The sequence below is a fragment of the Marmoricola sp. RAF53 genome (genome assembly GCF_052114005.1).
GTDB lineage: Bacteria > Actinomycetota > Actinomycetes > Propionibacteriales > Nocardioidaceae > Marmoricola.
Window position 1 is genome coordinate 80,992 of record NZ_JBFRDX010000003.1, and the last position, 26,657, is coordinate 107,648.

Genomic DNA, 26,657 nt, shown 5'->3' on the forward strand with positions numbered 1-26,657 from the left:
GCAGTCCCGTTCGCACCGGCACTCGCGGGGTCCTGAATTCGGCGACCGGCTAGATTGTGCGGCATGCAGGACGAGCAGCCCCAGGTCCACGAGATCGGGAACCGCACCTACCTCGTGGCCGACGTCGAGCCCCTCGACGTCGACGGCGTCCGCACTCTCGCGGTCGGGACCGCCCTGTGGGGCCTGGCCTTCCTGATGCTGCTGCCGTTCTCCGGCCGGCTCCAGGACGACGGCCACCTGTGGTGGCTCTGGACGTGCGTCGCCGGCTTCGGCCTCGGCCTGGTCGGCTGGGACTACTGCCGCCGGCGCAAGAACGCGCGGCAGGCCGAGGCCACCCTCTGACGCTGATTCGCGTTCAAGCCTTCGCAAGCTCAGGCTCGGCGGATCAGAACTGCTCCAGGTCGTCCCGGCTGACGGTGTCGAACACCGGGTCCGGCAGCGGCGGCGGGAGCTGCTTCTTGCGCAGCTGGGCCTCGGAGTGGGCGCCGCAGCCGTGCTGGAAGGCGACCACCCGGCCGTCGTCGTTGGCGTACTCGTTGGCGCAGACGCCGAACCGCTCGGCCAGCGGACCGGCGAGCCGGACCAGGAAGCCGCAGCTGTGGCAACGCGCCGGGGCGGACTGGGCGAGCGGGACGTCCGGTCCCTGCTCGCCGTCGTGCCAGCGCTGCGCGGCCGCGTCGCGGCCTTCCAGGGAGAGCACCCGGGAGCGGCCCAGGCCGAGCTCGTCGGCGACCAGCTTCTGCTGCTGGCGCTCGGCCGGGTCGACGACGTCGTCGCCCGGGTCGCCGGCCAGGTACGTCGGCACCAGGCGCGGGTCGTCCTCGTCGACCGGGAGCACGTCGCCGGGCGACAGGTCGCCCGGCTGGATCCGCTCGCGCCACGGGACCCAGGCCGGCGCGATGATCGCGTCGTCGCCCGGGAGCAGCGCCACCTCGTCGACGGTGACGCCGTCCTGACCGGGCACGAGGGCGACCGTCACGGCCCACTGCCAGCCGGGGTAGCCGGTCTGCGTGCAGGTGAAGTAGTGGGTGAGCGCGTCGTCGGCCTCGGCGACCGTGGCGACGTGCTCGCCGACGACGGCTTCACCGACCTGCTCGAGCAGAGCGGCACGCGCGGTCTCGCTCGCCGTTGCGGCGACGTCCTCGGTCTTCATCACCGCTGGATTCTCCCCCATCAGGTCGCCCCGTGTCTCCCCGGCCCGCTCGGGTAGCCGTCGACTTGGCAGGATAGGCGCCATGGAGGGCGAGGCGAGGCCGGGCGCGGGCGACGCGACGACCGGTGCCGGTGCGCCCGAACCGGCCGAGCGCGGCGGCGCGCGCGGCGTGGCCGCGGTCGGACGCGCCACCGGCCGCGGCGTGAACTCGGCCTTCCTGCTCGCCCGTCGCGCCGCCAGCGCCGAGGGCGCCGGCGAGACCGGGCTCTCCCGGCTGATCGAGCTGCACGCGTTCAACGCCGCCGGCGACGCGGCGGTCGCGATCTCGCTGGCCGGCACCCTGTTCTTCGCCAACCCCGGTGAGGCGCGCGGCCAGGTCGCCCTCTTCCTCGGCCTGACGATGCTGCCGTTCGCGATCGTGGCGCCGCTCCTCGGGCCGTTCCTGGACCGGTTCAGCCACGGCCGCCGGTGGGCCATCGGCGGCACCATGGCCTTCCGCGCGTTCATGTGCTGGCTGCTGGCCGACGCGGTCGCCTCCGGCTCGCTCTACCTGTTCCCGACCGCCCTCGGCTGCCTGATCGCGTCCAAGGCCTACGGCGTCGCCCGGGCCGCGACCGTGCCGAGGCTGGTGCCGCCCGAGCTGACCCTGGTCAAGGCGAACAGCCGGATCTCGCTGTCCGGCGTCGTCGGGGCGATGCTCTCCGCGCCGCTGGCAGCGCTCGCCGTCTCCTTCGGGCCGGAGTGGTCGCTGCGCTACGCCTTCCTGGTCTTCGTCGGCGCCACCATCCTCGCCATCCTGCTGCCACCCCGCGTGGACGCCACCGACGGCGAGGAGGAGGTCAGCCTGACCGGCCGGCGCGAGAAGCTCCGGGTCCCACCGGCGGTCGTCTTCGCGCTGCGCTGCAACGCCGGCCTGCGGCTGGTCTCGGGCTTCCTGTTCATGTTCATGGCGTTCCTGCTGCGCCAGCACCCGCTCCCCGGCTGGGAGCACCGTTCGACGATCCTGATGGGCCTGGTCATCGGCGCCGCGGGGCTCGGCAACACCCTCGGCATCGCGGCGGCGGCGCTGCTGCGCCGGGTCAACCCGGCCGTGGTCGTCGTGGTGGCCCTGGTCGCCGACGCGATCGCGGCCGTGCTCGCGGCCCTGCTCTACGGCCTGGTGGCGGCGGTCGCGCTCGGCCTCACCGCCGGTATCGCCCAGTCGATGGGCAAGCTGTCCTTGGACGCGACCATCCAGCGCGACGTCCCGGACGCGTACCGGACCTCGGCGTTCGCCCGCGCCGAGACGCTGCTCCAGCTGTCCTGGGTGATCGGCGGGTTCCTCGGGATCGCGATCCCGCTCGAGGTGGCCGGGCACGTGGTCCCGAAGCTCGGGCTCGGGATCCTCGCCGCCGTCACCGTCGGCTGGACGCTGTTCGTGCTGCTGCGGCGTGGTGGTGGGCGCGTCGAGCCCGTCTCGGCCACCTGAGGACCTGGCTGGGGCCGACGCGCACGTCCGCTGACGCGGCCTCGGTCAGATCTCCAGCTGGTCGGCCAGGCCGCGGAGCAGCTTCGCCGTCGGCTTCGCGGTCTTGCCGTCGGGGTGGCGGCCGTCAACGGCACAGTGCCTCCTCGACGCCGGCGTGCGGCCCTCCGGGCTCAGACTTCCAGCTGGTCCGCGAGGCCGCGGAGCAGCTTCGCCGTCGGCTTCGCGGTCTTGCCGTCGGGGTGCCGGCCGTGGCGGTAGGCCTCCTCGACACCCTCGAGGAGCCGGATCAGGTCCTCGACGATGTTGACCATCTCCTCGGGTTTCTTGCGCGCCGCGTTGCGCTGGGCGGCCGACACCGAGGCGGGGGCGTCGAGGACGCGCACCTGGTGGGCCTGCTCGCCCTTGCGGCCGGAGAGGACGCCGAACTCGACACGCGTCCCGGCCTTCAGGGTGGTGACACCCTCGGGCAGGGAGGACGAGCGGACGTAGACGTCGTCGCCGTCCTCACGGGACAGGAAGCCGAAACCCTTCTCGGCGTCGTACCACTTGACCTTTCCGGTGGGCACCAGCTCGGCCTTTCTCTCCACGAATGCGAACGCACAGCCTACGGCTCGGACCCGGGGGTCCGCGAGCCGGTTGACTGCACCGGTCAGCGGAAGCGTTCCGGATCGGGCAGCAGCTCGTTCATCGACCCGGACCGGAAGCCCAGCGGGTCGACCTCCACCGCGGCGAACCCGGCCTCCCGTACGACGGACAGCAGCGCCTCGTCGGCCTGGTCGAGCACCGTCCGGTCGAGCTCGACGCGGGCGGTGTCGCCGAGGTCGCGGACCCGCAGGTCGCCGACCACGAAGCCGCGGGCGCCGAGCAGCGAGCGGACCGCTGCCTCGGCGTGCTCGACCCGGGCGAGCCGTGCCGGCGTGATCTCGACGCCGTAGGCGATCCGCGAGCTCAGGCAGGCCGCGGCGGGCTTGTCCCAGGTCGGCAGGCCCCAGCGCCGCGACGCCTCCCGCACCTGGGCCTTGCTCAGGCCGGCGTCCAGGAGCGGCGTCACCGCGCCGCGCTCGGAGGCGGCCGCGATGCCGGGACGGAACCCGGCCCGGGCGTCGTCGGCGTTGGTGCCGGTGGCGACGACGTCGTACCCGTGCCGACGTGCCAGCGGGGTCAGCACGTCGAGGAGCTCGGACTTGCAGAACGCGCACCGGTCGCCGTCGTTGGCGACGTACCCGCCGCGATCGAGCTCGTGCGTCTCCGGCGTCAGCACCCGGACCCCGAGGCTCTCGGCGAAGGCCCGCGCGGGATCGCGCTCGGCGGCCGGCAGCGCCGGCGAGTAGGCGGTGGCCGCGGCGACGTTCTCGGGGCCGACCGCCCGGACCGCTGCGGCGAGCAGGAAGGCGGAGTCCGCTCCGCCGCTGAACGCGACCAGGATCCGGCCGCGCCCGCGCAGGTCCTCGGCCAGCCAGCCGAGCCGGGTCCGGAGAACGTGCTCGTCGAGCCACTGCGGGAAGGCGGTCAGGTCGTCGAGGACGACGTCGGTGCCCGCGGCCTCCAGCTCGGCGCGGGTGCAGCCGCCGGTGAGCACCGAGACGCTGACGACCCCGCCCGCGCGGGCGCCCTCGACGTCGTGGACGTGGTCGCCGACGTAGGCGGTGGCACCGTGCTCGGCGAGCACCGCACCCTTGGCCGCGCCCCAGACCCAGCCCTCGACCACGTCGACGTCGAGCGCCAGGTGCTCGACGTGGAGCCGCGCGTTCGCGGGGAACTTGCCGGTCACCAGCACGACCCGGCCGTGGTGCGCACGGACCGCGGCGAGCGCCTCGACCACCCCCGGCAGTGTCGGAGTCGGCGGGACCGCGTGCGCCGGGTAGAGCGCCCGGAACCGGTCGCCGGCCGCGGCGATCGCGTCGGCCGCGAGGTAGGGCTCCAGGATCATCTCCAGCGGCGGGCCGAGCTTGCTGCTCATCTCCGCGGACGGGAACGCCACCCCGAGCTCGGCGCCGAGGGCGTCCAGCGTGGCGACGAATCCGGGCACCGTGTCGATCAAGGTCATGTCGAGGTCGAACCCGATCACGATCTCCCGTCCCATGCCGGACAGCGTACGGGGGAGGTCCGACCACGGCCGACCGACTTCCGGGCCCCCTAGAATTGCGCGGATGCCCACCTCCGCGCCCCGCACCCTCGCCGACCAGCTCCGCGGCTGGCCCGACGAGCGCATCGCCACGTTGCTGGAGGAACGGCCCGACCTGGCCAGCCCGGCTCCCACCGACTCGGCCCAGCTCGCCGCCCGGGCCGCCGTGCGGGTCTCCGTCGTCCGGGCCCTGGACCTGCTGGACCGGCTCCAGCTCGAGGTCCTGCTCGCGGTCGTGCAGACCGCCCCGACGACGACGCGGGCCCTCGGCGACGTGGTGCACGCCGACGCCGCCGCCATCGCCGCCGCCGTCGACCGGCTGACCGATCTCGCCCTGGTCTGGGGCACCGCGGACGCGCTCCGCCCGCTGAGCCTGGTCGGTGAGCTGGTCGGCCTGCCGCCCGGGCCGGACCCGGCGAAGGTCCCGGCCCTGCTCGCCGAGGTCGACGACCAGGCGCGCACGATGCTGGCCCACCTCGACGACACCGACGCGGTCGGCACCGTCGCCGAGGTCCGGACGCCGAACCGCGTCGCCGACGCGACCACCCCGGTCGAGCACCTGCTCGTCCGCGGTCTGCTCGCCGCCCGCGACGAGCGCCACGTCGTGGTGCCGTGGTCGGTCCGGCTGCACCTGCGCGGCGGCCGGTCGACAAGGGACGCGGTCGACGCGATCCCCGCGTTCGCCGACGCGGAGCGGGACGCGGCGCTGGTCGACCGGGCCGCGGCCGGGGCGGCGTACGAGTTCACCCGGCGTACCGAGATGCTGCTGGAGGCGTGGGCGACCCACGCGCCCGCCGGGCTCCGGTCCGGCGGCCTCGGGGTCCGCGACCTGCGCGCGGCCGCCGAGCTGCTGCACTGCGACCCCGCCGCGGCCGCCCTCGTCATCGAGACCGCCGCCGCCGCGCACCTGCTCGCCCAGGGCATGAACGACGACCTGGACTCGGCCTGGCTGCCGACCGACGCCTACGACGGCTGGTGCACCCACACCGGCGCCGAGCGCTGGCTCGTGCTCGCCCGGGCCTGGTTGGCGAACCCGCGGCTGGTCTCCGCCATCGGAGGCCGCGACGGCGACCGCCCGATCAACGCGCTCTCCCCCGGCATCGAGCGGTCCTGGCTCGCCGAGGAGAAGCGCACCCTGCTGCACGAGCTGCTCGGCCTCGCCCCCGGCCGGAGCCTCGCCGCCGGCACCGGCCTCCCCTCGCTGCTGGACCGGCTGCGCTGGCGGCACCCGCGACGCCCGACCGGCCGGTTCGACCTGGCGCCGACGCTGCTCGACGAGGCGGCCTCAGTGGGCGTCCTCGGGCTGGAGGCGCCGTCCTCGTTCGGCCGCGCCCTCATCGCCGGGGACGACCCGACCCGGACGCTGGACGCACTGCTGCCGACGCCGGTCGACCACGTCCTGATCCAGGCCGACCTCACCGCCGTCGCGCCCGGCCCGCTGGCCCAGGACTTCGCCCGCCGGCTCGGCCTGGTCGCCGACGTCGAGTCCCGCGGCGGCGCGACCGTCTACCGGTTCTCGGTCACCTCGGTGCGCCGGGCCTTCGACTCGGGCTGGTCGGCGATCGAGGTGAAGGACTTCCTCCGCGACTCCAGCCGCACCCCGGTGCCGCAGGCGCTCGACTACCTCGTCGACGACGTGTCCCGGCGGTTCGGCACCCTGCGGGTCGGGGTCGCCGAGTCGTTCCTGCGCAGCGACGACGAGACCGCGCTCACCGAGCTGTTGCACCACGCCTCCGCAGACTCGCTGAGGCTGCGCCGGATCGCGCCGACCGTGCTGGTCTCCGACGTCCCGCTGCAGGTGCTGCTCCCCCGGCTCCGCGAGCTCGGTGCCGCGCCGGTCGTCGAGGCGGCCGACGGCACCGTCCGGGTGGCGAGGCCCGACGAGTACCGGGCCCGGACGCCGCGCGGGACCCCGGTGGCCGGGCGCGAGCAGGCCCGCCGGATCGCCCGCACCTCCGCCGTCGTCGCCGCCCTCCGCGCCGGTGACCGGGCAGCCGCGAACCGGCCGGCGCGCGGACCGGCGACCACGCCCGCCGACGTGATGACGCTGCTGCGCGGCGCGGCCGCCGAGGAGCAGAACGTGCTCATCGGGTACGTCGACAACCACGGCACCAGCACCGAGCGGGTGGTGCGGCCGCTCGACGTCGGCGGCGGCCGCCTCTCGGCGTACGACGAGCGCAGCGACGAGGTCCGCAGCTTCGCCGTCCACCGGATCACCGCGGCCCGCCTGCAGGACTGAGGCTCCAGGACCGAGGGTGCCTCAGGCCGGCACCGCGCTGCCGGTGCGCCCGACGAGCACCAGCGTCCAGCACGCCCCCGCCACCGTCACCCCGGCGGCCGCGCCGAGCGCCCACGGGATGCCGGCCGCGTCGGCCAGCAGTCCGAGCAGGATCGGGCCGACCCCGAGGCCGAGGTCGAGGAAGATGCTCGCCGTGCCGGCCGCGGCACCGCGCTGGTCCGGGCTCGCGGTCGCGAAGATCGCGGAGAAGAACGCCGGCGTGCAGAACCCGACGCCGACCGCCGCGACCGCGACCCCGAGCAGCAGGCCCGCCGGGGTGGTCCAGGTCGCGCAGACGGCCAGGCCGGCGGCGATCGTGCCGAGGGCGGCCGCACCGAGCGGCAGCGGCGGCAGCCGGTCCGGGACCCGGGCGAAGACCACCCGGCAGAGGACCACGACCGTGCCGTAGACGAGCAGCGGCAGGCTGGTGCCGGTCAGGCCGACGTCCTCGGCGTGCAGCGAGGCGAACGCGAGGAAGCCGCCGACGGCGACCAGCGAGGTGAAGAAGCCCAGCGACGGCGCCACCGCGGGCCGGTGGATCAGCGGGGTCGGGGGGGTGTCCGGGGCGCAGGCCGAGCGTGTCTCCGGGATGGCCAGCGCGACCCCGGCGGCGAGCACGGCCAGCCCGGCGGCGGCCCACCAGGTGGCGGTGTAGCCGGACCGCTCCAGGACCGTCTCGCCGAGCGGCGGGCCGAGCGCGAGCCCGAGGTAGAGGCCCAGCGAGTTGTAGCTCACCGCCTCGCCCATCCGGCTCGGCGGCGCGAGGTCGGCGAGCGCGGCGAAGGAGGCCACGAAGAAGGCGGCCTCGGCGACCCCGAGCAGCAGGCGGAGACCGATCAGCGGCACCAGCCCGTCGACGTACCCGGTGGCGGCCAGGCCGGCCGCCGCGAGCAGCGCGCCCCCGACCAGCAGCGGGCGCCGGCCGCCGGTGTCGGCGAGCCGGCCCGCGAACGGGCGCAGGATCAGCGCCGAGACCGCGAACGAGCCGTAGGCGAGGCCGGCGTCGCCCTCGTCGCCGGAGACCGGTCCGGTGACGAAGAGGGGCAGCGTGTAGATCGCGACCCCGACCGCCGTGAAGTAGGCCAGATCGGCCGCCGCCAGCCCGACGAACGCGGGCGTGAGCAACCGATCCGCGTGCGGCTCCCCGGCGTCCCCGGCCCTCATCGCACCACCGTGGCACGTCGGTGCCGCCCGGGCGATAGTCACGACGGACCGGCCCCCGACCACGCTGCCCGTAAACTCAACGGGTTATGAACGACGGCCCCCTCATCGTCCAGTCGGACAAGACCCTCCTCCTCGAGGTCGACCACGAGCGGGCCGAGGAGGCCCGGCGTGCGATCGCCCCCTTCGCGGAGCTGGAGCGCTCGCCCGAGCACGTGCACACCTACCGGCTCACCCCGCTCGGCCTCTGGAACGCCCGCGCGGCCGGGCACGACGCCGAGCAGGTGATCGACGCGCTGCTCGCGCACAGCCGGTACGCCGTCCCGCACTCGCTGCTGGTCGACGTCGCCGAGACCATGGACCGCTACGGCCGGCTCCGGCTGGACAAGCACCCGACGCACGGGCTGGTGCTGAGCAGCACCGACCGGGCGGTGCTCACCGAGGTGGTCCGCAGCAAGAAGGTCGCCGGCATGCTCGGCGAGCAGATCGACGACGCCGTGCCCGATTCGGAAGGTGCCGTCGCCGTCCACCCCTCGCAGCGCGGCAACCTCAAGCAGGCGCTGCTCAAGCTCGGCTGGCCGGCGGAGGACTTCGCCGGCTACGTCGACGGCGAGGCGCACGCGATCGCCCTGGACGAGGACGGCTGGGCGCTGCGGGACTACCAGAAGCAGGCGGCCGACTCGTTCTGGCACGGCGGCTCCGGCGTCGTCGTGCTGCCCTGCGGCGCCGGCAAGACGATCGTCGGCGCGGCCGCGATGGCGCACGCCCAGGCGACCACGCTGATCCTGGTGACCAACACGGTGAGCGCCCGGCAGTGGAAGTCCGAGCTGCTCAAGCGGACCACGCTGACCGAGGACGAGATCGGCGAGTACTCCGGCGCCCGCAAGGAGATCCGGCCGGTCACCATCGCGACGTACCAGGTGCTGACGCTGAGGCGGAAGGGCGTCTACCCGCACCTCGAGCTGCTCGACGCCCGCGACTGGGGCCTGATCGTGTACGACGAGGTGCACCTGCTGCCGGCGCCGATCTTCCGGATGACCGCCGACCTGCAGGCACGCCGCCGGATCGGCCTCACCGCGACCTTGATCCGCGAGGACGGGCGCGAGGGCGACGTCTTCAGCCTGATCGGGCCGAAGCGTTTCGACGCCCCGTGGAAGGACATCGAGTCCCAGGGCTGGATCGCGCCCGCCGACTGCGTCGAGGTGCGGGTCACCCTGCCCGACGGCGAGCGGCTCGCCTACGCGACCGCGGACCCCGACGAGCGCTACCGGCTGGCGTCGTGCACGTTCAGCAAGACCCGGGTCGCGGAGCAGCTGGTGGCCAAGCACGCCGGCGAGCAGACCCTGGTGATCGGGCAGTACCTCGACCAGCTCGACGAGCTCGGCGACCACCTCAAGGCGCCGGTGATCAAGGGCGAGACCAGCGTGAAGGAGCGCGAGGAGCTGTTCGAGGCCTTCCGCACCGGCGAGATCAACCTGCTCGTCGTGTCCAAGGTCGCGAACTTCTCGGTCGACCTGCCCGAGGCCGCGGTCGCGATCCAGGTGAGCGGGTCGTTCGGGTCACGCCAGGAGGAGGCGCAGCGCCTCGGCCGGCTGCTGCGCCCGAAGTCCGACGGCCGGACGGCGCGCTTCTACACGATCGTCAGCCGCGACACCGTCGACGCCGACTTCGCGCAGAACCGGCAGCGGTTCCTCGCCGAGCAGGGCTACGCGTACCGGATCCTCGACGCCGGGGACCTGGACGTGGACGGGACGTCCTGACTCAGCCGAGCTGACCGGCGAAGAGCTGCGCGCGGAGGGCGGGTGGGACCCCGGTGGTGCCGGCGACGCGGGCCGAGCCGACCGGCGGGGGCGAGACCTTCGGGCAGCGGACGTCGGAGCGGCGGCCGGGCTGGCGCGCCGGGACGGTCCCGCTGGTCAGGTACTGCGCGATCCGGTTGTCGACGCACCCGACGCCGGAGAGCGAGCCCGCGTGCGTGGTGCCGCCGACGCCCTCGATCAGCGAGGCCGACGGGAACAGCGACCGCGAGCTGAGCGCCCCCGCGAACGAGGTGGCCGCGTCCAGGGTCTCGTTGATCATCAGGATCTTGGCGCTCACCTGAGCGCCGTTCACCGCGATCCGCGACCGGGCCGGTGCGGGCCAGTACCGGCAGGGCGCGTTGTACCAGGTGTTGTCCCAGGCAAGGAACGGGTGCTTCTTGTTGATCCGGCGGGCGTCGGCGACCTGGCGCTTCCACGGCGGCCGGAGCGCGTCGGTGCACTGGGTGGCGACGTACATCGCGTAGCCGTTGTCGTCGCCCATGTTGCTGGCGGCGTACAGCGAGAACATCGCGCCGCCGAGGCCCTGGCGGACCAGCCGGGAGTAGGCGTCGCCGATCACGTCCCAGTCGTAGACGTAGTAGCCGGCCGAGAGCATCGCGTCGATCAGCTCGTCCGGACCGAGGCGGCCCTGGGCGGCAGGGTGCCGGTCGAGCTTGCGGAGCTGGGCCTTGAAGCCGCGGGCGATCGCGTGCCAGTTCGAGCCGAGCTTGAAGGTGCGCGGGTGCGCGGCGAGCCACTTGAAGTAGACGTCCAGGTTCCGGTCGAAGCCGATCTCCTGGTCCAGGTTCGAGCGGTACCAGTAGGTCTTCGGGTCGACCAGGCCGTCGAGCACGAACCGGCCGACGCGGTTCGGGTAGGTGACGGCGTACACCTGGCCGAGGTAGGTGCCGTAGGAGAACCCGTAGAAGTTCAGCTTTTCCAGCTGGACGCTCTGGAGCGGGTTCTGCGCCTGGTACGCCGCCCGGATCAGCTCCATGTCCTTGACGGTGTCCCGGGTGGTCACGTGCGGCAGGATCCGCTTGGCCGCGGACCGGCCGCAGGCCCGGGCGTACCGCGTCGTCTTGCCGACCCAGAACCGCATCAGGCGCCGGGTGGTGGGGGTGAACGAGGGCCGGTTCACCCCGAAGTAGTGGGAGTTGCAGTGCAGCGACGGCGTGCTGTCGCCGACACCGCGCGGGTCGAAGCCGATCCAGTCGAAGTGCGCCCCGGCGTTGCCCGGCACGTAGTCGCTGAGCACCGGCAGGGAGGTGCCCGAGGCGCCCGGGCCGCCCGGGTTGGTGAGCATCATCCCGCGGTACGGCGCCGCGGTCGCCTTCTTGCGGGTGACCGCCAGCGTGATCTTCTCGCCGTCGGGCTGCGCCCAGTCGAGGGGCACCGCGAACGACGAGCACTCCAGGTCGCCGCAGGACGACCAGCTGAACGTCGGCAGCGGCGTCGGCGTCGCGGCCGGTGCCGCCTGGGCACCTGTCGTCGCCCCGGCCGCGACCACGGTCAGGCCGATCACTGCCGCCCCCAGAGCAGCCACGAGTCGCTTCACGCGCATTCCTCCCCCTTCGTCCCCCGAGACACCCTACGTGGCATCGCCTGGGGGCGGGCGCGTCCGGGGCATCCGGTGGCGCGTTGTTTCAGTCGACGGGGATCCCGAGAGCACGGTGGTAGGCGTCGTCGAGCAGCAGCCGCCAGGCCCGGACCGCTCCGGCGTCGACCGACGAGCGGGTCCAGGACCCGTCCAGGCGGGCTTCCTCGCCGAGCGCGAACTGCCGGACGCCGGCCCGGATCAGCCACGGCACGTGCTCGGGGGTGAGGCCGCCGGCGGCGAGCACCAGCGCCGCCGTCCGCGGGTCCCGGGCGGCCCGCTCGACGAGCTCGTCGCCGCCCGACGCCAGGCCGCGGGTCGAGCCGGCGGACGCGACCCCGTCCAGGCCGGGCAGGTCCGCGACGTCGCGCCAGGCGCGGCGCGCCTCCAGGGCGGCGTCGAACCCGCGGTGGAAGGTCCACGGCGTCGCGGGCAGCTCGGCCGCCAGAGCGGCGCAGGTCCCCCGGTCGACCTCCAGGTCGTGGTCGAGGAAGCCGAACGAGACTCCCGCGGCGCCGAGGTCCAGGCAGCTGCGGGCGAGCCCGACCAGGCGGCGGAAACCGTCGGCGTCGGTGCTCAGCCCGTCGTCGTCGCGCAGCAGCACCCGGACCGGCAGGTCCGTCTCGCGGACCACCGCGGAGACCACCGACGGCTCCGGCGACCGGCCGCCGACCTCGGGACGGGCGAGCACGAGGAGCCGGTCGGCCTCACCGCGGGCCGCGGCCTCGGCGTCGCGGGGGTGCAGCGCGACGACCTCGAGCAGCGGGGTGGATTCGGGGGCGCCAGACACAATGGACATCGTGACACCCGAAGACCCTGTGATGACGGCCCGCGCCCTCGTGTTGCACGACCTGGAACAGACCGGCGTCGCCGACCCCGTGTCGGTGTCGCTGCTGGAGGACGCGCTCTCCCAGCGGGCCTGGTGGCTGGAGCAGTGGCCGGCCGGCCGGCAGTTCGTCGTCGGCCTGGTCGCCCAGGACGTCCAGGACGCCCTCCTGGAGTCGGCCGGACGCTGGCCGCTGTGCACCGCCTGCGAGGAAGCCACCCACGCCCTGTACGTCGACCCCGACCTCGGGGGCCCGGACCCGCGGTGGATCTGCGAGGAGGCCGGGCTGGTGGTGGCACCGGTAGGCGGGTTGTGACGCTGGAGGCTCAGCGCAGGTGCTCGGGGCGCAGGACGGGAACCCACAGCGTGTACCGGTCCGCACGGTAGATGCTGCGGGTGACCTCCACGGCCACCTCGCGGCAGAACGAGCGCCGGGAGATGTGCAGCACCGGGGCGCCCGGCTCCAGGTCCAGCAGCTCGGCCTCGTCCTCGGCGGCGACGGCGGCGACGACGGAGTCCTCGCCCCAGGTCGGCATCAGGTCCTGGTCGGCGAACCAGTAGTAGAGGCTGGACGGCAGCGCGTCGTCGAGGAAGCGCGGAAACGTGTCCAGGGACAGGTAGACGTGCTGGATCGCGATCGGCTGCGAGTCGGCGAGGCGCAGCCGCTCCCAGTGCACGATCGGCGAGCCGACCTCGGCCTCCAGGGCGCGGGCCAGACCCGGGCCGGCCGACTCCCGGCGGGCCAGCAGGGTGCGCGACTCCGGGACCTTGCCGCGCCGCTCCATCTCCTCGGAGAAGGAGGAGAGCCGCATCTGCATGTCGATGAGCGGCTTGGTGACGAAGGTGCCACGTCCGGGGATGCGTTCGAGCAGGCCTTGCGCGACCAGTCCGTCGAGCGCGTGCCGCACCGTCATCCGGGCGACGCCGAACTGCTCGACGAGATCGCGCTCGGACGGGGCCGGGCTCCCGGGCTCGGCGTCCACGATCAGCGAGCGCACGTACTCGCGCACCAGCAAGTGCTTCCGTCCCCGCTGCGTTGCGGGACTGCCGTGCTCGGCCACAGCGACGCTCCCCTCAGTCCGTCCGCCACACTAGCGACGGCTCCGGGGGCGCGGGCAGGTTTCAGGTCTTTCCGCTCGACGGGTGGTCACCCGCGGCCCCGCGTTTAACCGGATGCACCGCGCCGGGGGCCGGTGCGAGACTCGCAACGATGACCACCGAGACCGAGCGCCCGTCCCTCTCGTCCTTCTGGCACGACCTGCCGCGCGAGGGGAAGTTCCTGCTGGCGGTGGTCGCGTTCGAGTTCGTCGGGACCGGCCTCGTGCTGCCGTTCTGGGTCGTCTACCTGCACGAGATGCGGGGCTTCTCGCTCGAGGTCGTCGGCCTCCTGCTCGCCGCGATGTCCGCCGCCGGCGTCGTCGCGGCCGCGCCCGGCGGCATGCTCATCGACCGGATCGGGCCGCGGCTGACCATGATCGGGGTGCTCACCTCGGCCGTGGTCGGCCAGACGACCGTCGCGTTCGCCGACGACCTCGCGACGGCCACCCTCGGCATCGCGATCATCGGCGCGGGCTTCGGGATGGGCTGGCCGACGTCGCAGGCGCTGATCGCCTCGGTGGTGCCGTCCCGGATCCGGTCGCGCTACTTCGGCATCAACTTCTCGCTGCTGAACCTCGGCATCGGGATCGGCGGCATCATCGGGGGCCTCGTCGTCGACGTCACCGACCTGACCACCTTCCAGTGGATGTACCTCGGCGACGCGGTCAGCTACCTGCCGAGCCTCTTCCTGCTGCTCGTCCCGCTGCGGCGCATCGGCGGGCCGGTGCCGCACCCCGAGGAGGGCGACGGGCCGGCCGAGAAGGTCAGCTACCTGACGGTGCTGCGGGCGCCGGCGATGGGCACGATGACGGCGCTGATGTTCGTCTCCGCGTTCGTCGGCTACTCCCAGCTGAACGCGGGCATGCCGGCGTACTCTCGGGCGATCAGCGAGGTCTCGACCCGCGGCCTCGGCCTCGCCTTCGCGGCGAACACGCTGGTGATCGTGCTGCTCCAGCTCGTGGTGCTGCAGCGCATCGAGGGCCGCCGCCGGACCCGGGTGATCGTGGTGATGTCCGCGGTCTGGGCCGCGTCCTGGGGGCTGCTCGGCGCCAGCGGGATCGCCCCCGGTACGGCGGTCGCGACCTTCTTCGTGGCGGCCTGCGCGTCGGTCTTCGCGCTCGGCGAGACGCTGCTCCAGCCGACGATGCCGGCGATCGTGAACGACCTGGCGCCCGACCACCTGCGTGGCCGGTACAACGCGCTGACCGCCGCCTCCTTCCAGTCCGCCTCGATCCTGGGGCCGATCATCGCGGGCTTCCTGATCGGGCACCACCTGCACCTGGAGTACCTGGCGATGCTGATCGCGGGTTGTGCGGTCACGGCCTGGCTCTCCGCGGTCCAGCTCGAGCCGCAGCTCGACGACGTCGCCAACGGGATCGCGCCGGCCGGGGCCGATCCGGTCACGCCGGACGAAGCCGACCTCGAGCCCAGCCAGCTCCGCGAGCTGTAGCAACAGCCCCTCGAACATCTGTTCGATCTCGGGTTAGGATGCCGGCATGGAGGTCGCCTTCCAACCCTCGCTCCTCGACCTGGCCGACGACGCCGGACCCGGCGTCGGGCCGCTCGACGCGCTCCGCCGTACGACGCTCGGCGACGGCGCCTGGGTGGACGTGCTCCCCGGCTGGTTCTCCGGCGCCGACGAGCTCTTCGCGGAGCTGGTCGGAGGCGTGCCGTGGCGCGCGGAGAGCCGGGAGATGTACGACCGGGTCGTGGACGTGCCGCGCCTGGTGCACACCTACGGGGTCGGCGACCCGCTGCCGCACCCTGCCCTGGCGACGGCGCGCGACCGGCTCAGCCGGCACTACGCCGACGAGCTCGGCGAACCGTTCGTGACCGCGGGCTGCTGCTACTACCGCGACGGCCGCGACTCCGTGGCCTGGCACGGGGACACCGGCGTCAACGGGCGGGGCGTCCGCGGCCGCAGCCACGACACCATGGTCGCGATCGTCTCGTTCGGCTCCCCGCGCAAGCTGCTGCTCCGGCCCCGCGGCGGCTCCACCGCGGTCACGCACGCGCTGGGCCACGGGGATCTGCTCGTGATGGGCGGCAGCTGCCAGCGCACCTGGGAGCACGCCGTACCCAAGACCGCCCGCCCGGTCGGCCCCCGGGTCAGCGTGCAGTTCCGGCCGCGCAACGTCTTCTGAGGGTCACGGAGACGACAAGGCCCCGAGCCGAAGCCCGGGGCCTTGCTGTGAACGTCTTGTCGGACGCGGTTGAGGTTTCGGGACGGAGGAGCCACTCCCTCACCTCTTCGGGTGTGGCTCCCCCTCCTCAACCTGATTCCTTGAACGGGCCTTCGCTGGCTCAGGCCCTAGGAATCAGAAGTCCATGCCGCCCATGCCACCGGTCGGGTCGCCCATCGGGGCGGCCTTCTCCGGCTTGTCGGCCACGACGGCCTCGGTGGTGAGGAACAGCGCGGCGATCGACGCGGCGTTCTGCAGCGCCGAACGGGTGACCTTGGCGGGGTCGATGATGCCGGTGGCGATCATGTCGACGTACTCGCCGTTGGCCGCGTTCAGGCCCTGGCCGGCGGGGAGGTTGCGCACCTTCTCCGCCACGACGCCGCCCTCGAGGCCGGCGTTGACCGCGATCTGCTTCAGCGGGGCGTCGGACGCGAACTTCACGATCGCGGCACCGGTCGCCTCGTCACCGGTCAGCTCGAGCTTCTCGAACGCCTTGTCGGCAGCCTGCACCAGGGCGACGCCACCACCGGCGACGATGCCCTCCTCGACGGCAGCCTTCGCGTTGCGAACGGCGTCCTCGATGCGGTGCTTGCGCTCCTTCAGCTCGACCTCGGTGGCCGCGCCGACCTTGATCACCGCGACACCGCCGGCCAGCTTGGCCAGGCGCTCCTGCAGCTTCTCGCGGTCGTAGTCGGAGTCGCTCTTCTCGATCTCGGCGCGGATCTGGTTCACGCGACCAGCGATCTGGTCGGCGTCACCGGCACCCTCGACGACGGTGGTCTCGTCCTTGGAGATGACGACCTTGCGCGCCTGGCCGAGCAGCTCGATGCCGGTCGACTCCAGCTTGAGGCCCACGTCCTCGGAGATGACCTGGCCACCGGTGAGGATCGCGATGTCCTGCATCATGGCCTTGCGGCGGTCGCCGAAACCCGGAGCCTTGACGGCCACGGACTTGAAGGTGCCGCGGATCTTGTTGACCACCAGGGTCGACAGCGCCTCGCCGTCGACGTCCTCGGCGATGATCAGCAGCGGCTTGCCCGACTGCATGACCTTCTCGAGAACCGGCAGCAGGTCCTTGACGGTCGAGATCTTCTGGTTCGCGATCAGGATGTACGGGTCGTCGAGGACGGCTTCCATACGCTCCGGGTCGGTCATGAAGTACTGGGAGATGAAGCCCTTGTCGAACCGCATGCCCTCGGTGAGCTCGAGGTCGAGGCCGAAGGTGTTCGACTCCTCGACGGTGATGACACCCTCCTTGCCGACCTTGTCCATCGCCTCGGCGATGGCGTCACCGACGGTGGTGTCGGCGGCGGAGATCGACGCGGTGGCCGCGATCTGCTCCTTGGTCTCGACGTCCTTGCTCATCTCGAGCAGGGCGTCGCTGACGGCCTTGACGGCGGTCTCGATGCCGCGCTTCAGCGCCATCGGGTTCGCACCGGCGGCCACGTTGCGCAGACCCTCGCGGACCATCGCCTGGGCGAGGACGGTCGCGGTCGTCGTACCGTCACCGGCGACGTCGTCGGTCTTCTTCGCGACCTCCTTGACCAGCTCGGCGCCGATCTTCTCGTAGGGGTCCTCGAGCTCGATCTCCTTGGCGATGCTCACACCGTCGTTGGTGATGGTGGGGGCGCCCCACTTCTTCTCGAGCACGACATTGCGGCCCTTGGGGCCCAGGGTGACCTTGACGGCGTCGGCGAGCGTATTCATGCCACGCTCCAGACCGCGCCGGGCCTCCTCGTTGAAAGCAATCAGCTTCGGCATAACTCTTGCGATTCCTCACGCAGATGAGTTGGACGGCCGGCTACGTCGCCCGCGACGGACGGACCGGGCTGACCCGGCGGACCCTTCCCGCCGGCGCCTTCGGACCTCGACTCGCACGGCCCTGGATGGTGCTTTTCTGTCACTCTCGACAGGAGAGTGCCAGCACCCAATTGTTAGCACTCGCCCCCCGAGAGTGCAAACGGTTCAGTGCCCGAGCAGACGGGCCACCAGCGCGGCGAAGGCGACACCGTTCACGGGCAGCTCCTCCAGGTACAGCCCGGGCTCGGTCACCTCGAGCTCGCCGACCGCCAGGATGCCGTCCGCGAGCCGCATCTGGTCGACCCGGGCGTAGTGCAGCTCGGTGCCGAGGAGCCGCTCCGCGACGGCGACCGTACGCCGGGCCAATCGGGTCGCCTCGTCGGTCGGGACGAGTGCCACGCTGGTGCCGCCGTACTGCTCGTGCACCCGGATCTCCTCCCCGGCCGGGACCTTGCGGACCATCGAGACCGGCTCGCCGCCGAGGACGAAGACCGAGATCTCCCCCTCGGTGCGGATCGAGTCGACCAGCGGCTGGACCACCCACGGGCCGGGCCCGAGCGTCGCCTCGTCGATCCCCGCGGGGCCACCGTCGTGGCCGTCGAACACCGTCACCCCGCGACCACCGGCGCCGACCGTCGGCTTCACCACGGCGGCCGCCCCGTCGGAGTCCCACAGCGCGGCGATCGCCGCGGGCAGCTCCTCCTCGCCGTCGACGACCACCGTCGGCACCACGGCGAGCCCGGCCGCGGCCAGCTCGAGGAGGTAGCTCTTGTCGGTGTTCCAGGCGAAGACGTCGGCGCCGTTGAGCAGCCGCGGCACCCCGGCCGCCCAGGCGAGGAACTCGTCGTGGCGGCCGTCGTAGTCCCAGGTCGACCGCACCGCCACCAGCGAGTGCTCCCAGTCGACGTCCGGGTCGTCCCAGCGCACCCAGCGGGCGCTCACGCCGCGGTCGGCCAGCGCCCGGTCGAGGGCCTCGTGGCCGGGCTCGCCCTCGGGCCACGCGGCACAGGTCACCAGCAGCAGGTCGGGGTGCATGCGACCAGCGTCGCAGGCCCGCGCAACCGTCACGCAGGACTTTTTCGCCGTCCGCTGTCGATCGGCCCCTGCCCCGCCCGTCACCACGGTGACAGACTCCGAAGCAACCGAGAGGAACCACCATGACCGAGTACGCCGTCCTCCTGCCCGGCGACGAGAGCGTGTGGGCCGCGGCCACCGCCGAGCAGCGCGCCGAGATGTACGCCCGGCACATGAGGTTCGCCGAGCTGCTCGCCTCCCGTGGCCACCAGGTCACCGGCGGCAACGAGCTCCAGCCGAGCAGCACCGCGAGGACCGTCACCGGCTCCCTCGACGACGTCGCCGTCACCGAGGGCCCGTACGCCGAGACCACCGAGCAGCTGACCGGCTTCTACACGGTGAAGTCCGACGACCTCGACGACCTGCTGAAGATCTGCGGGGTCCTCGCCGAGGGCGGGGCCCGGGTCGAGGTCCGCGCGACCGTCGACCACTCCGCCTGACCGGCACCGCATGACCGTCCCGGCCGACGAGGCGATCGAGAGCGTCTGGCGCGAGGAGTGGGGGCGCCTGCTCGCCCTCCTCGTCGCCCGCTACCGGCGCCTCGACCTGGCCGAGGACGGTCTCGCCGACGCCTTCGAGGCGGCGGCGCGCACCTGGCCGACCGAGGGTGTCCCGGCGAACCCGCCGGCGTGGCTGCTCACCGCGGCCCGCCGGCGCATCGTCGACCGACTCCGGTCGGACGCCGTGCTGGCCCGGAAGATGCCGCTGCTCGGCGTCGAGGCCGGGCTGACCGAGGAGGCGCAACGGGTGATGGCCGACGCCGGAGCAGGGGTGAGCGACGAGCGACTGCGACTCGTCCTGCTCTGCGCCCACCCCGCGCTCGCCCCGGAGTCGGCCGCGGCCCTCACCCTGCGGCTGGTCCTCGGCGTGCCGACGACCGACATCGCCCGCCTCTTCCTGGTGCCGGTGCCGACGATGGCCGCGCGGCTCACCCGGGCCCGGCACCGCCTCGCCGGCGAGCGGTTCGGGGTCCCGGAACCGCCCGAGCTCGACCAGCGGCTCGACGCCGCCGCCGGGATCGCCTACCTCGCCTTCACCGCCGGCTACGTGCCGGGAAGCGGGGCGGACCTGCACCGGCCCGAGCTCGCTGCCGAGGCGATCCGGCTGGTCCGGGTGCTGCGCACGCTGGCCCCGGATCGTCGCGACCTGGACGCCCTGCTCGCCCTGATGCTGCTCCAGCACGCCCGTCGCGACGCCCGCGTCGCCGGCGGCGAGCTCGTGCTGCTGCCGGACCAGGACCGCAGCCGCTGGTACGCCGACGAGGCGGCCGAAGCCTTCGACCTGCTCACCCCGCTCGTCGACGCGCCGGCGGACCGCTGGCTCCTGGAGGCGCTGATCGCCGCCGAGCACGCCGTCGCCCGCCGCCCCGAGGACACCGCGTGGCTGCGGATCGCCGGGCTCTACCGCGAGCTCGAGGAGCTGACGGGCTCGCCCGTCGTACGGCTGATCCGGGCGGTGGCCGTCGCGGAGGCCGACGGGCCGCTCGCCGGCCTGGCCCTGCTCGACGGGCTCGACCTCGCCGGGCACCGGCTGCCGGGGACCCGGGCGACGCTGCTGGCCCGCGCCGGCCGGGTCGACGAGGCGCGGCAGCAGTGGGCCCTGGCGGTCGAGCTGTGCGACAACGACGCCGAGCGCCGGCACCTGCGCGCGCAGCTCGACAGCCGTGACCAAGGGCCCTGACGCGGGCCCGGGTGCCGGGCTACTGTCGGGAGATGCACCATCGCGACGTCCCGACGTCCGAAGGCCGGAACCTGGAGGTCCTCACCGGCGGGGATCCCGCCGGGTTCCCCTGGCTGTTCCACACCGGGACGCCGTCGGCCGCGGTCGAGGCGCCGATCTTCGAGGCGTTCGCGCGGTACGCCGGCCTGCGGCTGATCACCTACTCGCGACCCGGCTACGGGCGCTCGACCCCGCAGCTGCTGGCCGCGCCGCAGGTCGTCGACGACGTGGCCGACGTGCTGACCGTCCTGGACGCGCTCGGCGTCGGCGAGTTCATCGCCCTCGGCTGGTCCGGCGGCGGGCCGCGCGCGCTCGCCTGCGCCGCCCTGCTGCCGCACCGCTGCCGCGCCGCCTGCACGTTGGCGGGGGTCGGCCCGAACGACGCCGACGACCTCGACTTCACCGACGGGATGGCGGCGGAGAACATCGAGGAGTTCGCGGCCGCCGAGCGCGGCGCCCAGGAGTACGGCGCGTTCCTGGAGAAGCAGCTCCCCGAGCTCCGCGACATCACCGCCGACCGGGTCGTCGAGAGCCTCGGCGGCCTGGTCACGCCCGTCGACGCCGCGGCGCTGACCGACGACTACGCGGAGTGGCTCGCCGCGTCGCTGCGGCACGCCGTCGCCCAGGGCGTGATCGGCTGGCGCGAGGACGGCCTGGCGCTGGTGCGGCCGTGGGGCTTCGACCTGGCGACGATCAAGGTGCCGGTCTCGGTCTGGCAGGGCGACCAGGACGCGATGGTCCCGTTCGCGCACGGCGAGTGGCTCGCCGAGAACGTCCCCGGGGCACGCCCGCACCTGCTGGAGGGCGAGGGACACCTGTCCCTGAACATCCGGCTGGACGAGATCCTCAGCGACCTCAAGAAGTCGGCGGGGCTCGGACACTGACCATGTGGGAGCGTTCCCATAAGCGCGGATCCGGGCTACTCTGAGGCTCTCACCCTCACTCGGATCGTCCGGCACGTTCCTGCCGGTGAAGGAGACCCTCACCATGTCCTCGGTCTCGTTCCGCAACGCGGAGTGCCGGTACCCCGGCGCCGACCGGCCCGCCGTCTCCGGCCTCGACCTGGAGATCGCCGACGGCGAGTTCCTGGTCCTCGTCGGTCCATCCGGGTGCGGCAAGTCCACCAGCCTCCGGATGCTGGCCGGCCTGGAGCAGGTCACGTCGGGCCAGATCCTGATCGGCGACGTCGACGTCACCACGACGCCCCCCAAGGACCGCGACATCGCGCTGGTCTTCCAGAGCTACGCGCTCTACCCGCACATGACGGTCGCCGAGAACATCGCGTTCTCGCTCCGGATCGGCGGCGTCGACAAGGCCGAGCAGCGTCGCCGGGTCGGCGAGACCGCGCGCCTCCTCGGCATCGACGACCTGCTCGGCCGCAAGCCGAAGGAGCTCTCCGGCGGACAGCGCCAGCGCGTCGCGATGGGCCGCGCCCTGGTGCGCGAGCCGGCGGTCTTCTGCATGGACGAGCCGCTGTCGAACCTCGACGCCAAGCTCCGGGTGAGCACGCGAACCCAGATCGCCGCGCTCCAGCACCGTCTCGGGATCACCACCGTCTACGTCACCCACGACCAGGTGGAAGCGATGACCCTGGGCGACCGGGTCGCGGTGATGAAGGACGGCGTGCTCCAGCAGGTCGACACCCCGCTCGCGCTCTACGACGAGCCCGCCAACCTCTTCGTCGCCGGCTTCATCGGGTCACCCGCGATGAACCTGCTCGACGCGGGCCTCGCCGACGGGCAGGCCGAGATCGGGACCTTCCAGGTGCCCCTGGAGCGCTCGGCTCTCACCCGGGCCACCGGGCCGGTGACCCTCGGCATCCGCCCCGAGGCGTTCCGGCTCAACGGCGCGGACGGGGGCATCCCGGTCCGGATCCACCTCGTCGAGGAGCTCGGCTCGGACGCCTTCCTGTACGGCGCGACGTACGGCGACGCGCAGCCGCGCGACGTCGTCATCCGGGTCGGGGCCCGCAGCGGCCACCGGTCCGGGGAGGTCGTCCACGTGACCGCCGACCCGGGAGCCGTGCACGTCTTCGACACCGCCAGCGGCCAGCGCCTCTGACCCCGGGGGTGCCTCAGCCCCGCGGCCGGGTGCTGCCACGCTCAACCAGGCTGGTCTGCAGCACCCGGGTCTCGACCGGCTCCCCGTCCGGGTCCTCGAGCCGGCCCAGGAGCACCTCGACCATCGCCCGCCCCATCTCCTCCGGCGGCTGGCGCACGGTCGTCAGCGGGGGGCTCGTGGTGAGCGCGAGCGGCGAGTCGTCGAAGCCGACGACGCACACGTCCTCGGGCACCCGGCGGCCGGCGTCGCGGAGCACCTGGAGCGCGGCGGCGGCCATCGGGTCGTTGGCGCAGAAGACCCCGTCGATCCCGGGACGGCGCTCCAGCAGCTCGGCCATCGCCCGGGCGCCGCTGCTCTGGCTGAAGTCGCCGGTGGCCACCAGCTCCGCGGGGAGCCCGCGGTCGGCCGCGGAGAGCGCGGCGCGGAAGCCGTCGTACCGGTCGCGCCCGGCGATCATGTCGAGCGGCCCGGTGATCGTCGCGATCTCGCGGCAGCCGACGGCGACGAGGAGCTCGGCCGCGAGCGCCGCGCCGTGCTGGTTGTCGACGTCGACCCAGGGGGCGTCGACGACGCCGGCACCTCGCCCGCCCAGGACCATCGGCAGCGAGCGCGACCGGATCACCGCGGGCAGCCGGTCGTCGTCGTGCAGCGAGAGCAGGAGCACCCCGTCGACGTGCTGACGGCTCAGGTAGGCCTCCAGGTGGGCGCTCCGCGCACCGGCCTGGGAGAGCAGCAGGACGAGCTGCTTGCCGGCCGCCGACACCGCGGTGCTGATGCCGCGCACGACGCCGGCGAAGAACGGCTCCCCGAAGATCCGGTCCTCGGACTCGGCGATGACCAGGGCGACCGTGTCGGTCCTGCGGGTCTTCAGCGTCCGGGCCGCCGCGTTCGGGATGTACTGGAGCTCGGCGACCGCGGCCTCGACCGCCTGCCGCCTGCGCTCGGAGACCTGCTCCGAGCCGTTGATCACCCGTGACGCCGTGCCGCGCCCCACGCCCGCGAGCGCCGCGACCTGCTCCAGGGTGGGGCCCTGGCTGGGCTTGCGCGTCATGGTCCCAGTATGGAGGCCCGGTGATCCTCGACGAAGCGGGCGTACCAGCGGCCGCTGGCCTTCGTCGTCCGCTTCTGGGTCGCGTAGTCGACGTGGACCAGGCCGAAGCGGACCGCGTACCCCTCGGCCCACTCGAAGTTGTCCAGCAGGGACCAGGCGAAGTAGCCGCGGAGCGGTACGCCGGCCGCGATCGCCCGCGAGCACGCCTCCAGGTGGGACGCGAGGTAGTCGGTGCGCTCGGCGTCCTCGACGGCGCCGGCCGCGTCGACCGCGTCGTCCCAGGCGGAGCCGTTCTCGGTGACGACGAGCGGGACGTCGCCGTAGTCCCGGGTGATCCGGGTGAGGATGTCGGCGAGCCCGTCCGGCTCCACGCCCCAGCCGTTGGCCGCCAGCGGGCCCCTCGGGTCCAGGAACTCCACGCCCGCGCTGCCGGGGTACGCGCCGGACCGGACCGTGTGCCGGGTGTAGTAGTTGATGCCCAGGAAGTCCAGCGGCCGGCTGATCTCGGCCAGGTCCCCGTCGCGCAGCCATGCCGGGCTCGCGCTGAGACCGAGGTCCTCGAGGACGTCGGCCGGGTAGCTGCCGAGCAGCAGCGGGTCGAGGAACCAGCGGTTCTGCAGGCCGTCGATCCGGCGGGCCGCGTCGAGGTTGCCGGGCCGGTCGTCGAGCGGGACGACCGGGTAGAGGTTCACCGAGATGCCGACCTGCGCCTGCGGATCCGCCCGGAGCACCTCGACGGCCCGGCCGTGCGCGAGCAGCAGGTGGTGGGCGGCCGCCACCGCGGCGTCCCCGTCCGTCCTGCCGGGCGCGTGCAGACCGGAGGCGTAGCCGAGGAACGCCGAGCACCACGGCTCGTTCAGCGTGATCCAGTGGTGCACCCGGTCGCCGAGGCGGTCGTGCGCCGCGGCGGTCAGCTCGACGAAGCGGTCCACGGTGTCTCGGGACGGCCAGCCGCCGCGCTCCTCGAGAACCTGGGGCAGGTCCCAGTGGTACAGCGTCGCCCAGGGCGTGACCCCTTGGGCGAGCAGGGCGTCGACGAGGCGGTCGTAGAAGTCGAGCCCGGCCGCGTTGACGCGCCCGTCACTGTCCGGGCAGATCCGCGGCCAGGCCAGCGAGAACCGGTAGGCGCCGAGCCCGAGGCCGGCGACGAGGTCCACGTCCTCGGCGTACCGGTGGTAGTGGTCGCAGGCGACCGCCCCGGTGTCGCCGCCGCGCACCCGGCCGGGGGTCGCCGCGAAAGCGTCCCAGATCGACGGCGTGCGTCCGTCCTCGGCGACCGCACCCTCGATCTGGTACGACGCGGTGGCGGCGCCCCAGACGAAGTCCGCGGGGAAGGAACCGGGGTCGGGCCCGGCGGCCGCGCGAGCCACCCGGTCCGGGGGTGCGGCGCGTTTCGTCGCGGTCATGACTTGACCCCTCCCTGCATCAGGCCGCCGACGATCTGCCGGCCGAAGAGCACGAACACCAGGAAGAGCGGCACGACGCCGAGCAGCGTCCCGGCCATCACCAGCGCCTGGTCGGAGTAGTAGCCGCCGGAGAGCCGGGAGAGGGCGACCTGGACCGTCGGGTGCTCGACGTCGAGGACCAGGTAGGGCCAGAGGAAGTCGTTCCAGCGTTCCATGAACGCGAGCAGGCCGAGGACGGCCGCGGCCGGGCGCAGCGCCGGGAGGACGACGTACCAGAAGGTCTTCCAGGACGAGCAGCCGTCCATCCGGGCTGCGTCGAGCAGCTCGTCGGGGATGGCGACCAGCGCGTACTGGCGCATGAAGAACACGCCGAAGCCGCTGACCAGGAAGGGCAGCGTCACCGCCTGGAGCGTGCCGGCCAGGCCGAGCTTGGTCATCAGCATGTACAGCGGGACCAGGCCGAGCTGGATCGGCACCATCATGGTGGCGACGACGGCCACCAGCAGCACGTCCCGCCCGCGGAACCGGAGCTTGGCGAAGGCGAACCCGGCCATGCACGAGGTGATCACCACCGCGGCGGTGCTGACGGCGGCGACCAGGAAGCTGTTCAGCACCGCCTGGGAGAACATCACGTCGGCGTTGCCGAAGACGCGGCGGATGTTGCCGAACAGCTCGCCGCCCGGGGTGAGCGGCGGGGGCACCGAGGCGATGTCGTCGTTGGTCCGCGAGGCCATCACCAGCATGAAGTAGAGCGGGAAGACCGAGAGCAGCGCGACCACGGTGAGCACCAGCAGCACGGGCCACCCGCGGGACCTGCGCCGCGGCGGGGCCGTCGGGGGGTCCAGGTGCGCCGGCGGGGTCGCGACGGTGGAGACGGCGATGTCGGCGGCCATCAGACGCCTCGCATCCGTCGGTTCATGAGGAGCACGTTGAGGGCGCCGATGACCGCGATCAGCAGGAACATCACCCAGGCGATCGCGGAGGCGTACCCGAACTCCTGGCCGGTGAACGCCTTCTCGTACAGGTACATCGTCAGCGTCTGGAACTGCCGGGTGGTGCCACCGCTGATCGCGTTGGCCCCGGTGTTGAACAGCAGCGGCTCGGTGAACAGCTGCATCCCTCCGATGATCGAGATCAGGGTGACGAAGACGAGCGTCGGCCGGAGCATCGGGATGGTGATGTGCCAGAACTGCTTGAAGCCGCCCGCCCCGTCGAGCTCGGCCGCTTCGTAGAGGTCGGGAGGCACCGCCTGGAGCGCGGCCAGCAGGATCAGCGCGTTGTACCCGGTCCACCGCCAGTCGACCATCGTCGCGATGGCCAGCCACGAGGACCAGCGGTGCTCCTGCCACGCGACCGGGTCGACGCCGACGTGGCCGAGCGCCCAGTTCGCCAGGCCGTAGTCGCGGGCGAAGATCAGGGTGAAGATGATGCCGACCGCGGCCACCGAGGTGATGCTCGGGACCAGGACGCTCATCCGCCACAGGGTCCTGGCGCGGAAGACCCGGTTGAGCAGCTGGGCGATCGCGAGCGCCATGAAGATCTGCGGCACGGTGGCGAGCACGAAGATGCCGAGGGTGTTCTTCAGGGCGTTGTAGAAGTACGGGTCGCCGAACAGCTCGGTGTAGTTGTCGAAGCCGATCCAGGTGTGCGAGCCGAGCAGGCTCCAGTCGTGCAGGGACACCCACGCGGTGTAGAGCAACGGGAACAGGCCGAAGACCGCGAACACGAGGAAGTACGGCGAGACCAGCGCATAGCCGATCGCGTGGCTGTCGACCCACGAGCCGAACCGGCGACGCCGGGTGGTGGTCCTTGCCATCGCTGCCCCTCCTCCTGCCTCGTTGCGACCGACGTCGACCAG

24 protein-coding genes are annotated in these 26,657 nt (G+C 73.1%); 11 read left to right on the forward strand and 13 right to left on the reverse strand.

Going from position 1 to position 26,657, the window contains the following annotated elements; genetic code table 11:
* The first annotated feature begins 63 nt into the window (after window positions 1-63).
* Window positions 64-342, forward strand: a complete 279-nt coding sequence (locus tag AB4Y76_RS03430; protein WP_441922149.1) for a DUF2530 domain-containing protein — start codon at window positions 64-66, stop codon at window positions 340-342.
* 43 nt (window positions 343-385) lie between these two features.
* Here the strand turns inward: AB4Y76_RS03430 and AB4Y76_RS03435 are convergent, their stop codons facing one another.
* The gene (locus AB4Y76_RS03435; protein ID WP_441922421.1) at window positions 386-1,153 is read right to left on the reverse strand and encodes a DUF3027 domain-containing protein; all 768 of its coding nucleotides are present in this window, start codon (window positions 1,151-1,153) and stop codon (window positions 386-388) included.
* 82 nt (window positions 1,154-1,235) lie between these two features.
* On the opposite strand from AB4Y76_RS03435, the gene AB4Y76_RS03440 reads away from it, so the two are divergent.
* Complete coding sequence (locus AB4Y76_RS03440; RefSeq protein WP_441922151.1) at window positions 1,236-2,621, forward strand: MFS transporter; 1,386 nt, start codon at window positions 1,236-1,238, stop codon at window positions 2,619-2,621.
* 170 nt (window positions 2,622-2,791) lie between these two features.
* Here AB4Y76_RS03440 and AB4Y76_RS03445 read toward each other — a convergent pair whose 3' ends face one another.
* Both AB4Y76_RS03445 and larE read right to left on the reverse strand, forming a co-directional pair.
* Window positions 2,792-3,187 (reverse strand): cold-shock protein, encoded by a 396-nt coding sequence (locus AB4Y76_RS03445; RefSeq protein ID WP_441922153.1) that lies wholly within the window; start codon window positions 3,185-3,187, stop codon window positions 2,792-2,794.
* A gap of 83 nt (window positions 3,188-3,270) precedes the next feature.
* A complete protein-coding gene (gene larE / locus AB4Y76_RS03450; protein WP_441922155.1) occupies window positions 3,271-4,704 on the reverse strand; it encodes an ATP-dependent sacrificial sulfur transferase LarE in 1,434 nt (477 codons plus the stop codon).
* 67 nt (window positions 4,705-4,771) lie between these two features.
* On the opposite strand from larE, the gene AB4Y76_RS03455 reads away from it, so the two are divergent.
* The gene (locus AB4Y76_RS03455) at window positions 4,772-6,985 is read left to right on the forward strand and encodes a helicase-associated domain-containing protein (RefSeq protein WP_441922157.1); all 2,214 of its coding nucleotides are present in this window, start codon (window positions 4,772-4,774) and stop codon (window positions 6,983-6,985) included.
* Window positions 6,986-7,006: 21 nt separating this feature from the next.
* Here the strand turns inward: AB4Y76_RS03455 and AB4Y76_RS03460 are convergent, their stop codons facing one another.
* On the reverse strand, window positions 7,007-8,188 hold the full coding sequence (locus tag AB4Y76_RS03460) for an MFS transporter (protein WP_441922159.1): 1,182 nt from the start codon (window positions 8,186-8,188) through the stop codon (window positions 7,007-7,009).
* Between the two features lie 86 nt (window positions 8,189-8,274).
* Between AB4Y76_RS03460 and AB4Y76_RS03465 the strand changes: the two genes are divergently transcribed.
* Window positions 8,275-9,945 carry a DNA repair helicase XPB gene (locus AB4Y76_RS03465; protein WP_441922161.1) on the forward strand — a complete coding sequence of 557 codons (1,671 nt, stop codon included), beginning with the start codon at window positions 8,275-8,277 and terminating at the stop codon, window positions 9,943-9,945.
* A gap of 1 nt (window position 9,946) precedes the next feature.
* Here AB4Y76_RS03465 and AB4Y76_RS03470 read toward each other — a convergent pair whose 3' ends face one another.
* Together AB4Y76_RS03470 and AB4Y76_RS03475 are read right to left on the reverse strand one after the other, a co-directional pair.
* Window positions 9,947-11,542 carry an alpha/beta fold hydrolase gene (locus tag AB4Y76_RS03470; protein WP_441922163.1) on the reverse strand — a complete coding sequence of 532 codons (1,596 nt, stop codon included), beginning with the start codon at window positions 11,540-11,542 and terminating at the stop codon, window positions 9,947-9,949.
* A gap of 88 nt (window positions 11,543-11,630) precedes the next feature.
* Complete coding sequence (locus tag AB4Y76_RS03475; protein ID WP_441922165.1) at window positions 11,631-12,380, reverse strand: copper homeostasis protein CutC; 750 nt, start codon at window positions 12,378-12,380, stop codon at window positions 11,631-11,633.
* Here AB4Y76_RS03475 and AB4Y76_RS03480 point away from each other — a divergent pair.
* Complete coding sequence (locus tag AB4Y76_RS03480) at window positions 12,373-12,723, forward strand: hypothetical protein (RefSeq protein ID WP_441922167.1); 351 nt, start codon at window positions 12,373-12,375, stop codon at window positions 12,721-12,723. The genes AB4Y76_RS03475 and AB4Y76_RS03480 overlap by 8 nt on opposite strands.
* A 10-nt stretch (window positions 12,724-12,733) precedes the next feature.
* On the opposite strand, the gene AB4Y76_RS03485 is transcribed toward AB4Y76_RS03480, so the two are convergent.
* Window positions 12,734-13,417 (reverse strand): GntR family transcriptional regulator, encoded by a 684-nt coding sequence (locus tag AB4Y76_RS03485; RefSeq protein ID WP_441922169.1) that lies wholly within the window; start codon window positions 13,415-13,417, stop codon window positions 12,734-12,736.
* Between the two features lie 200 nt (window positions 13,418-13,617).
* On the opposite strand from AB4Y76_RS03485, the gene AB4Y76_RS03490 reads away from it, so the two are divergent.
* Window positions 13,618-14,955, forward strand: a complete 1,338-nt coding sequence (locus AB4Y76_RS03490; RefSeq protein WP_441922171.1) for an MFS transporter — start codon at window positions 13,618-13,620, stop codon at window positions 14,953-14,955.
* Between the two features lie 46 nt (window positions 14,956-15,001).
* A complete protein-coding gene (locus tag AB4Y76_RS03495; RefSeq protein WP_441922172.1) occupies window positions 15,002-15,649 on the forward strand; it encodes an alpha-ketoglutarate-dependent dioxygenase AlkB in 648 nt (215 codons plus the stop codon).
* A 174-nt stretch (window positions 15,650-15,823) separates the two neighbouring features.
* Here the strand turns inward: AB4Y76_RS03495 and groL are convergent, their stop codons facing one another.
* Together groL and AB4Y76_RS03505 are read right to left on the reverse strand one after the other, a co-directional pair.
* A complete protein-coding gene (gene groL / locus AB4Y76_RS03500; RefSeq protein WP_441922174.1) occupies window positions 15,824-17,449 on the reverse strand; it encodes a chaperonin GroEL in 1,626 nt (541 codons plus the stop codon).
* A gap of 204 nt (window positions 17,450-17,653) precedes the next feature.
* A complete protein-coding gene (locus AB4Y76_RS03505) occupies window positions 17,654-18,523 on the reverse strand; it encodes an ATP-grasp domain-containing protein (RefSeq protein WP_441922176.1) in 870 nt (289 codons plus the stop codon).
* A gap of 122 nt (window positions 18,524-18,645) precedes the next feature.
* Here AB4Y76_RS03505 and AB4Y76_RS03510 point away from each other — a divergent pair, with 122 nt between their 5' ends.
* The 4 genes from AB4Y76_RS03510 (at window position 18,646) to AB4Y76_RS03525 (ending at window position 22,342) form a co-directional block, all read left to right on the forward strand.
* Window positions 18,646-19,002: a YciI family protein gene (locus tag AB4Y76_RS03510; protein ID WP_441922178.1), complete on the forward strand. Its 357-nt coding sequence runs from the start codon at window positions 18,646-18,648 to the stop codon at window positions 19,000-19,002.
* A 10-nt stretch (window positions 19,003-19,012) separates the two neighbouring features.
* The gene (locus AB4Y76_RS03515; protein WP_441922180.1) at window positions 19,013-20,242 is read left to right on the forward strand and encodes an RNA polymerase sigma factor; all 1,230 of its coding nucleotides are present in this window, start codon (window positions 19,013-19,015) and stop codon (window positions 20,240-20,242) included.
* Window positions 20,243-20,274: 32 nt separating this feature from the next.
* Window positions 20,275-21,165 (forward strand): alpha/beta fold hydrolase, encoded by an 891-nt coding sequence (locus tag AB4Y76_RS03520; protein WP_441922182.1) that lies wholly within the window; start codon window positions 20,275-20,277, stop codon window positions 21,163-21,165.
* Window positions 21,166-21,268: 103 nt separating this feature from the next.
* Window positions 21,269-22,342, forward strand: coding sequence for an ABC transporter ATP-binding protein (locus tag AB4Y76_RS03525; RefSeq protein ID WP_441922423.1), 1,074 nt, complete (start codon window positions 21,269-21,271; stop codon window positions 22,340-22,342).
* A gap of 13 nt (window positions 22,343-22,355) precedes the next feature.
* On the opposite strand, the gene AB4Y76_RS03530 is transcribed toward AB4Y76_RS03525, so the two are convergent.
* From AB4Y76_RS03530 to AB4Y76_RS03545, 4 genes are read right to left on the reverse strand one after another with little or no spacing between them, the layout of a single operon-like run.
* Entirely contained in the window at window positions 22,356-23,393 is a 1,038-nt protein-coding gene (locus AB4Y76_RS03530; RefSeq protein ID WP_441922184.1) for a LacI family DNA-binding transcriptional regulator, read from the reverse strand.
* Window positions 23,390-24,799 carry a GH1 family beta-glucosidase gene (locus tag AB4Y76_RS03535; RefSeq protein ID WP_441922186.1) on the reverse strand — a complete coding sequence of 470 codons (1,410 nt, stop codon included), beginning with the start codon at window positions 24,797-24,799 and terminating at the stop codon, window positions 23,390-23,392. Before AB4Y76_RS03535 ends, AB4Y76_RS03530 begins: the two co-directional genes overlap by 4 nt.
* Window positions 24,796-25,692 carry a carbohydrate ABC transporter permease gene (locus tag AB4Y76_RS03540; RefSeq protein ID WP_441922188.1) on the reverse strand — a complete coding sequence of 299 codons (897 nt, stop codon included), beginning with the start codon at window positions 25,690-25,692 and terminating at the stop codon, window positions 24,796-24,798. Before AB4Y76_RS03540 ends, AB4Y76_RS03535 begins: the two co-directional genes overlap by 4 nt.
* Window positions 25,692-26,615, reverse strand: a complete 924-nt coding sequence (locus AB4Y76_RS03545) for a carbohydrate ABC transporter permease (RefSeq protein WP_441922190.1) — start codon at window positions 26,613-26,615, stop codon at window positions 25,692-25,694. The genes AB4Y76_RS03540 and AB4Y76_RS03545 overlap by 1 nt, the downstream gene beginning before the upstream one ends.
* Window positions 26,616-26,657: the final 42 nt, after the last annotated feature.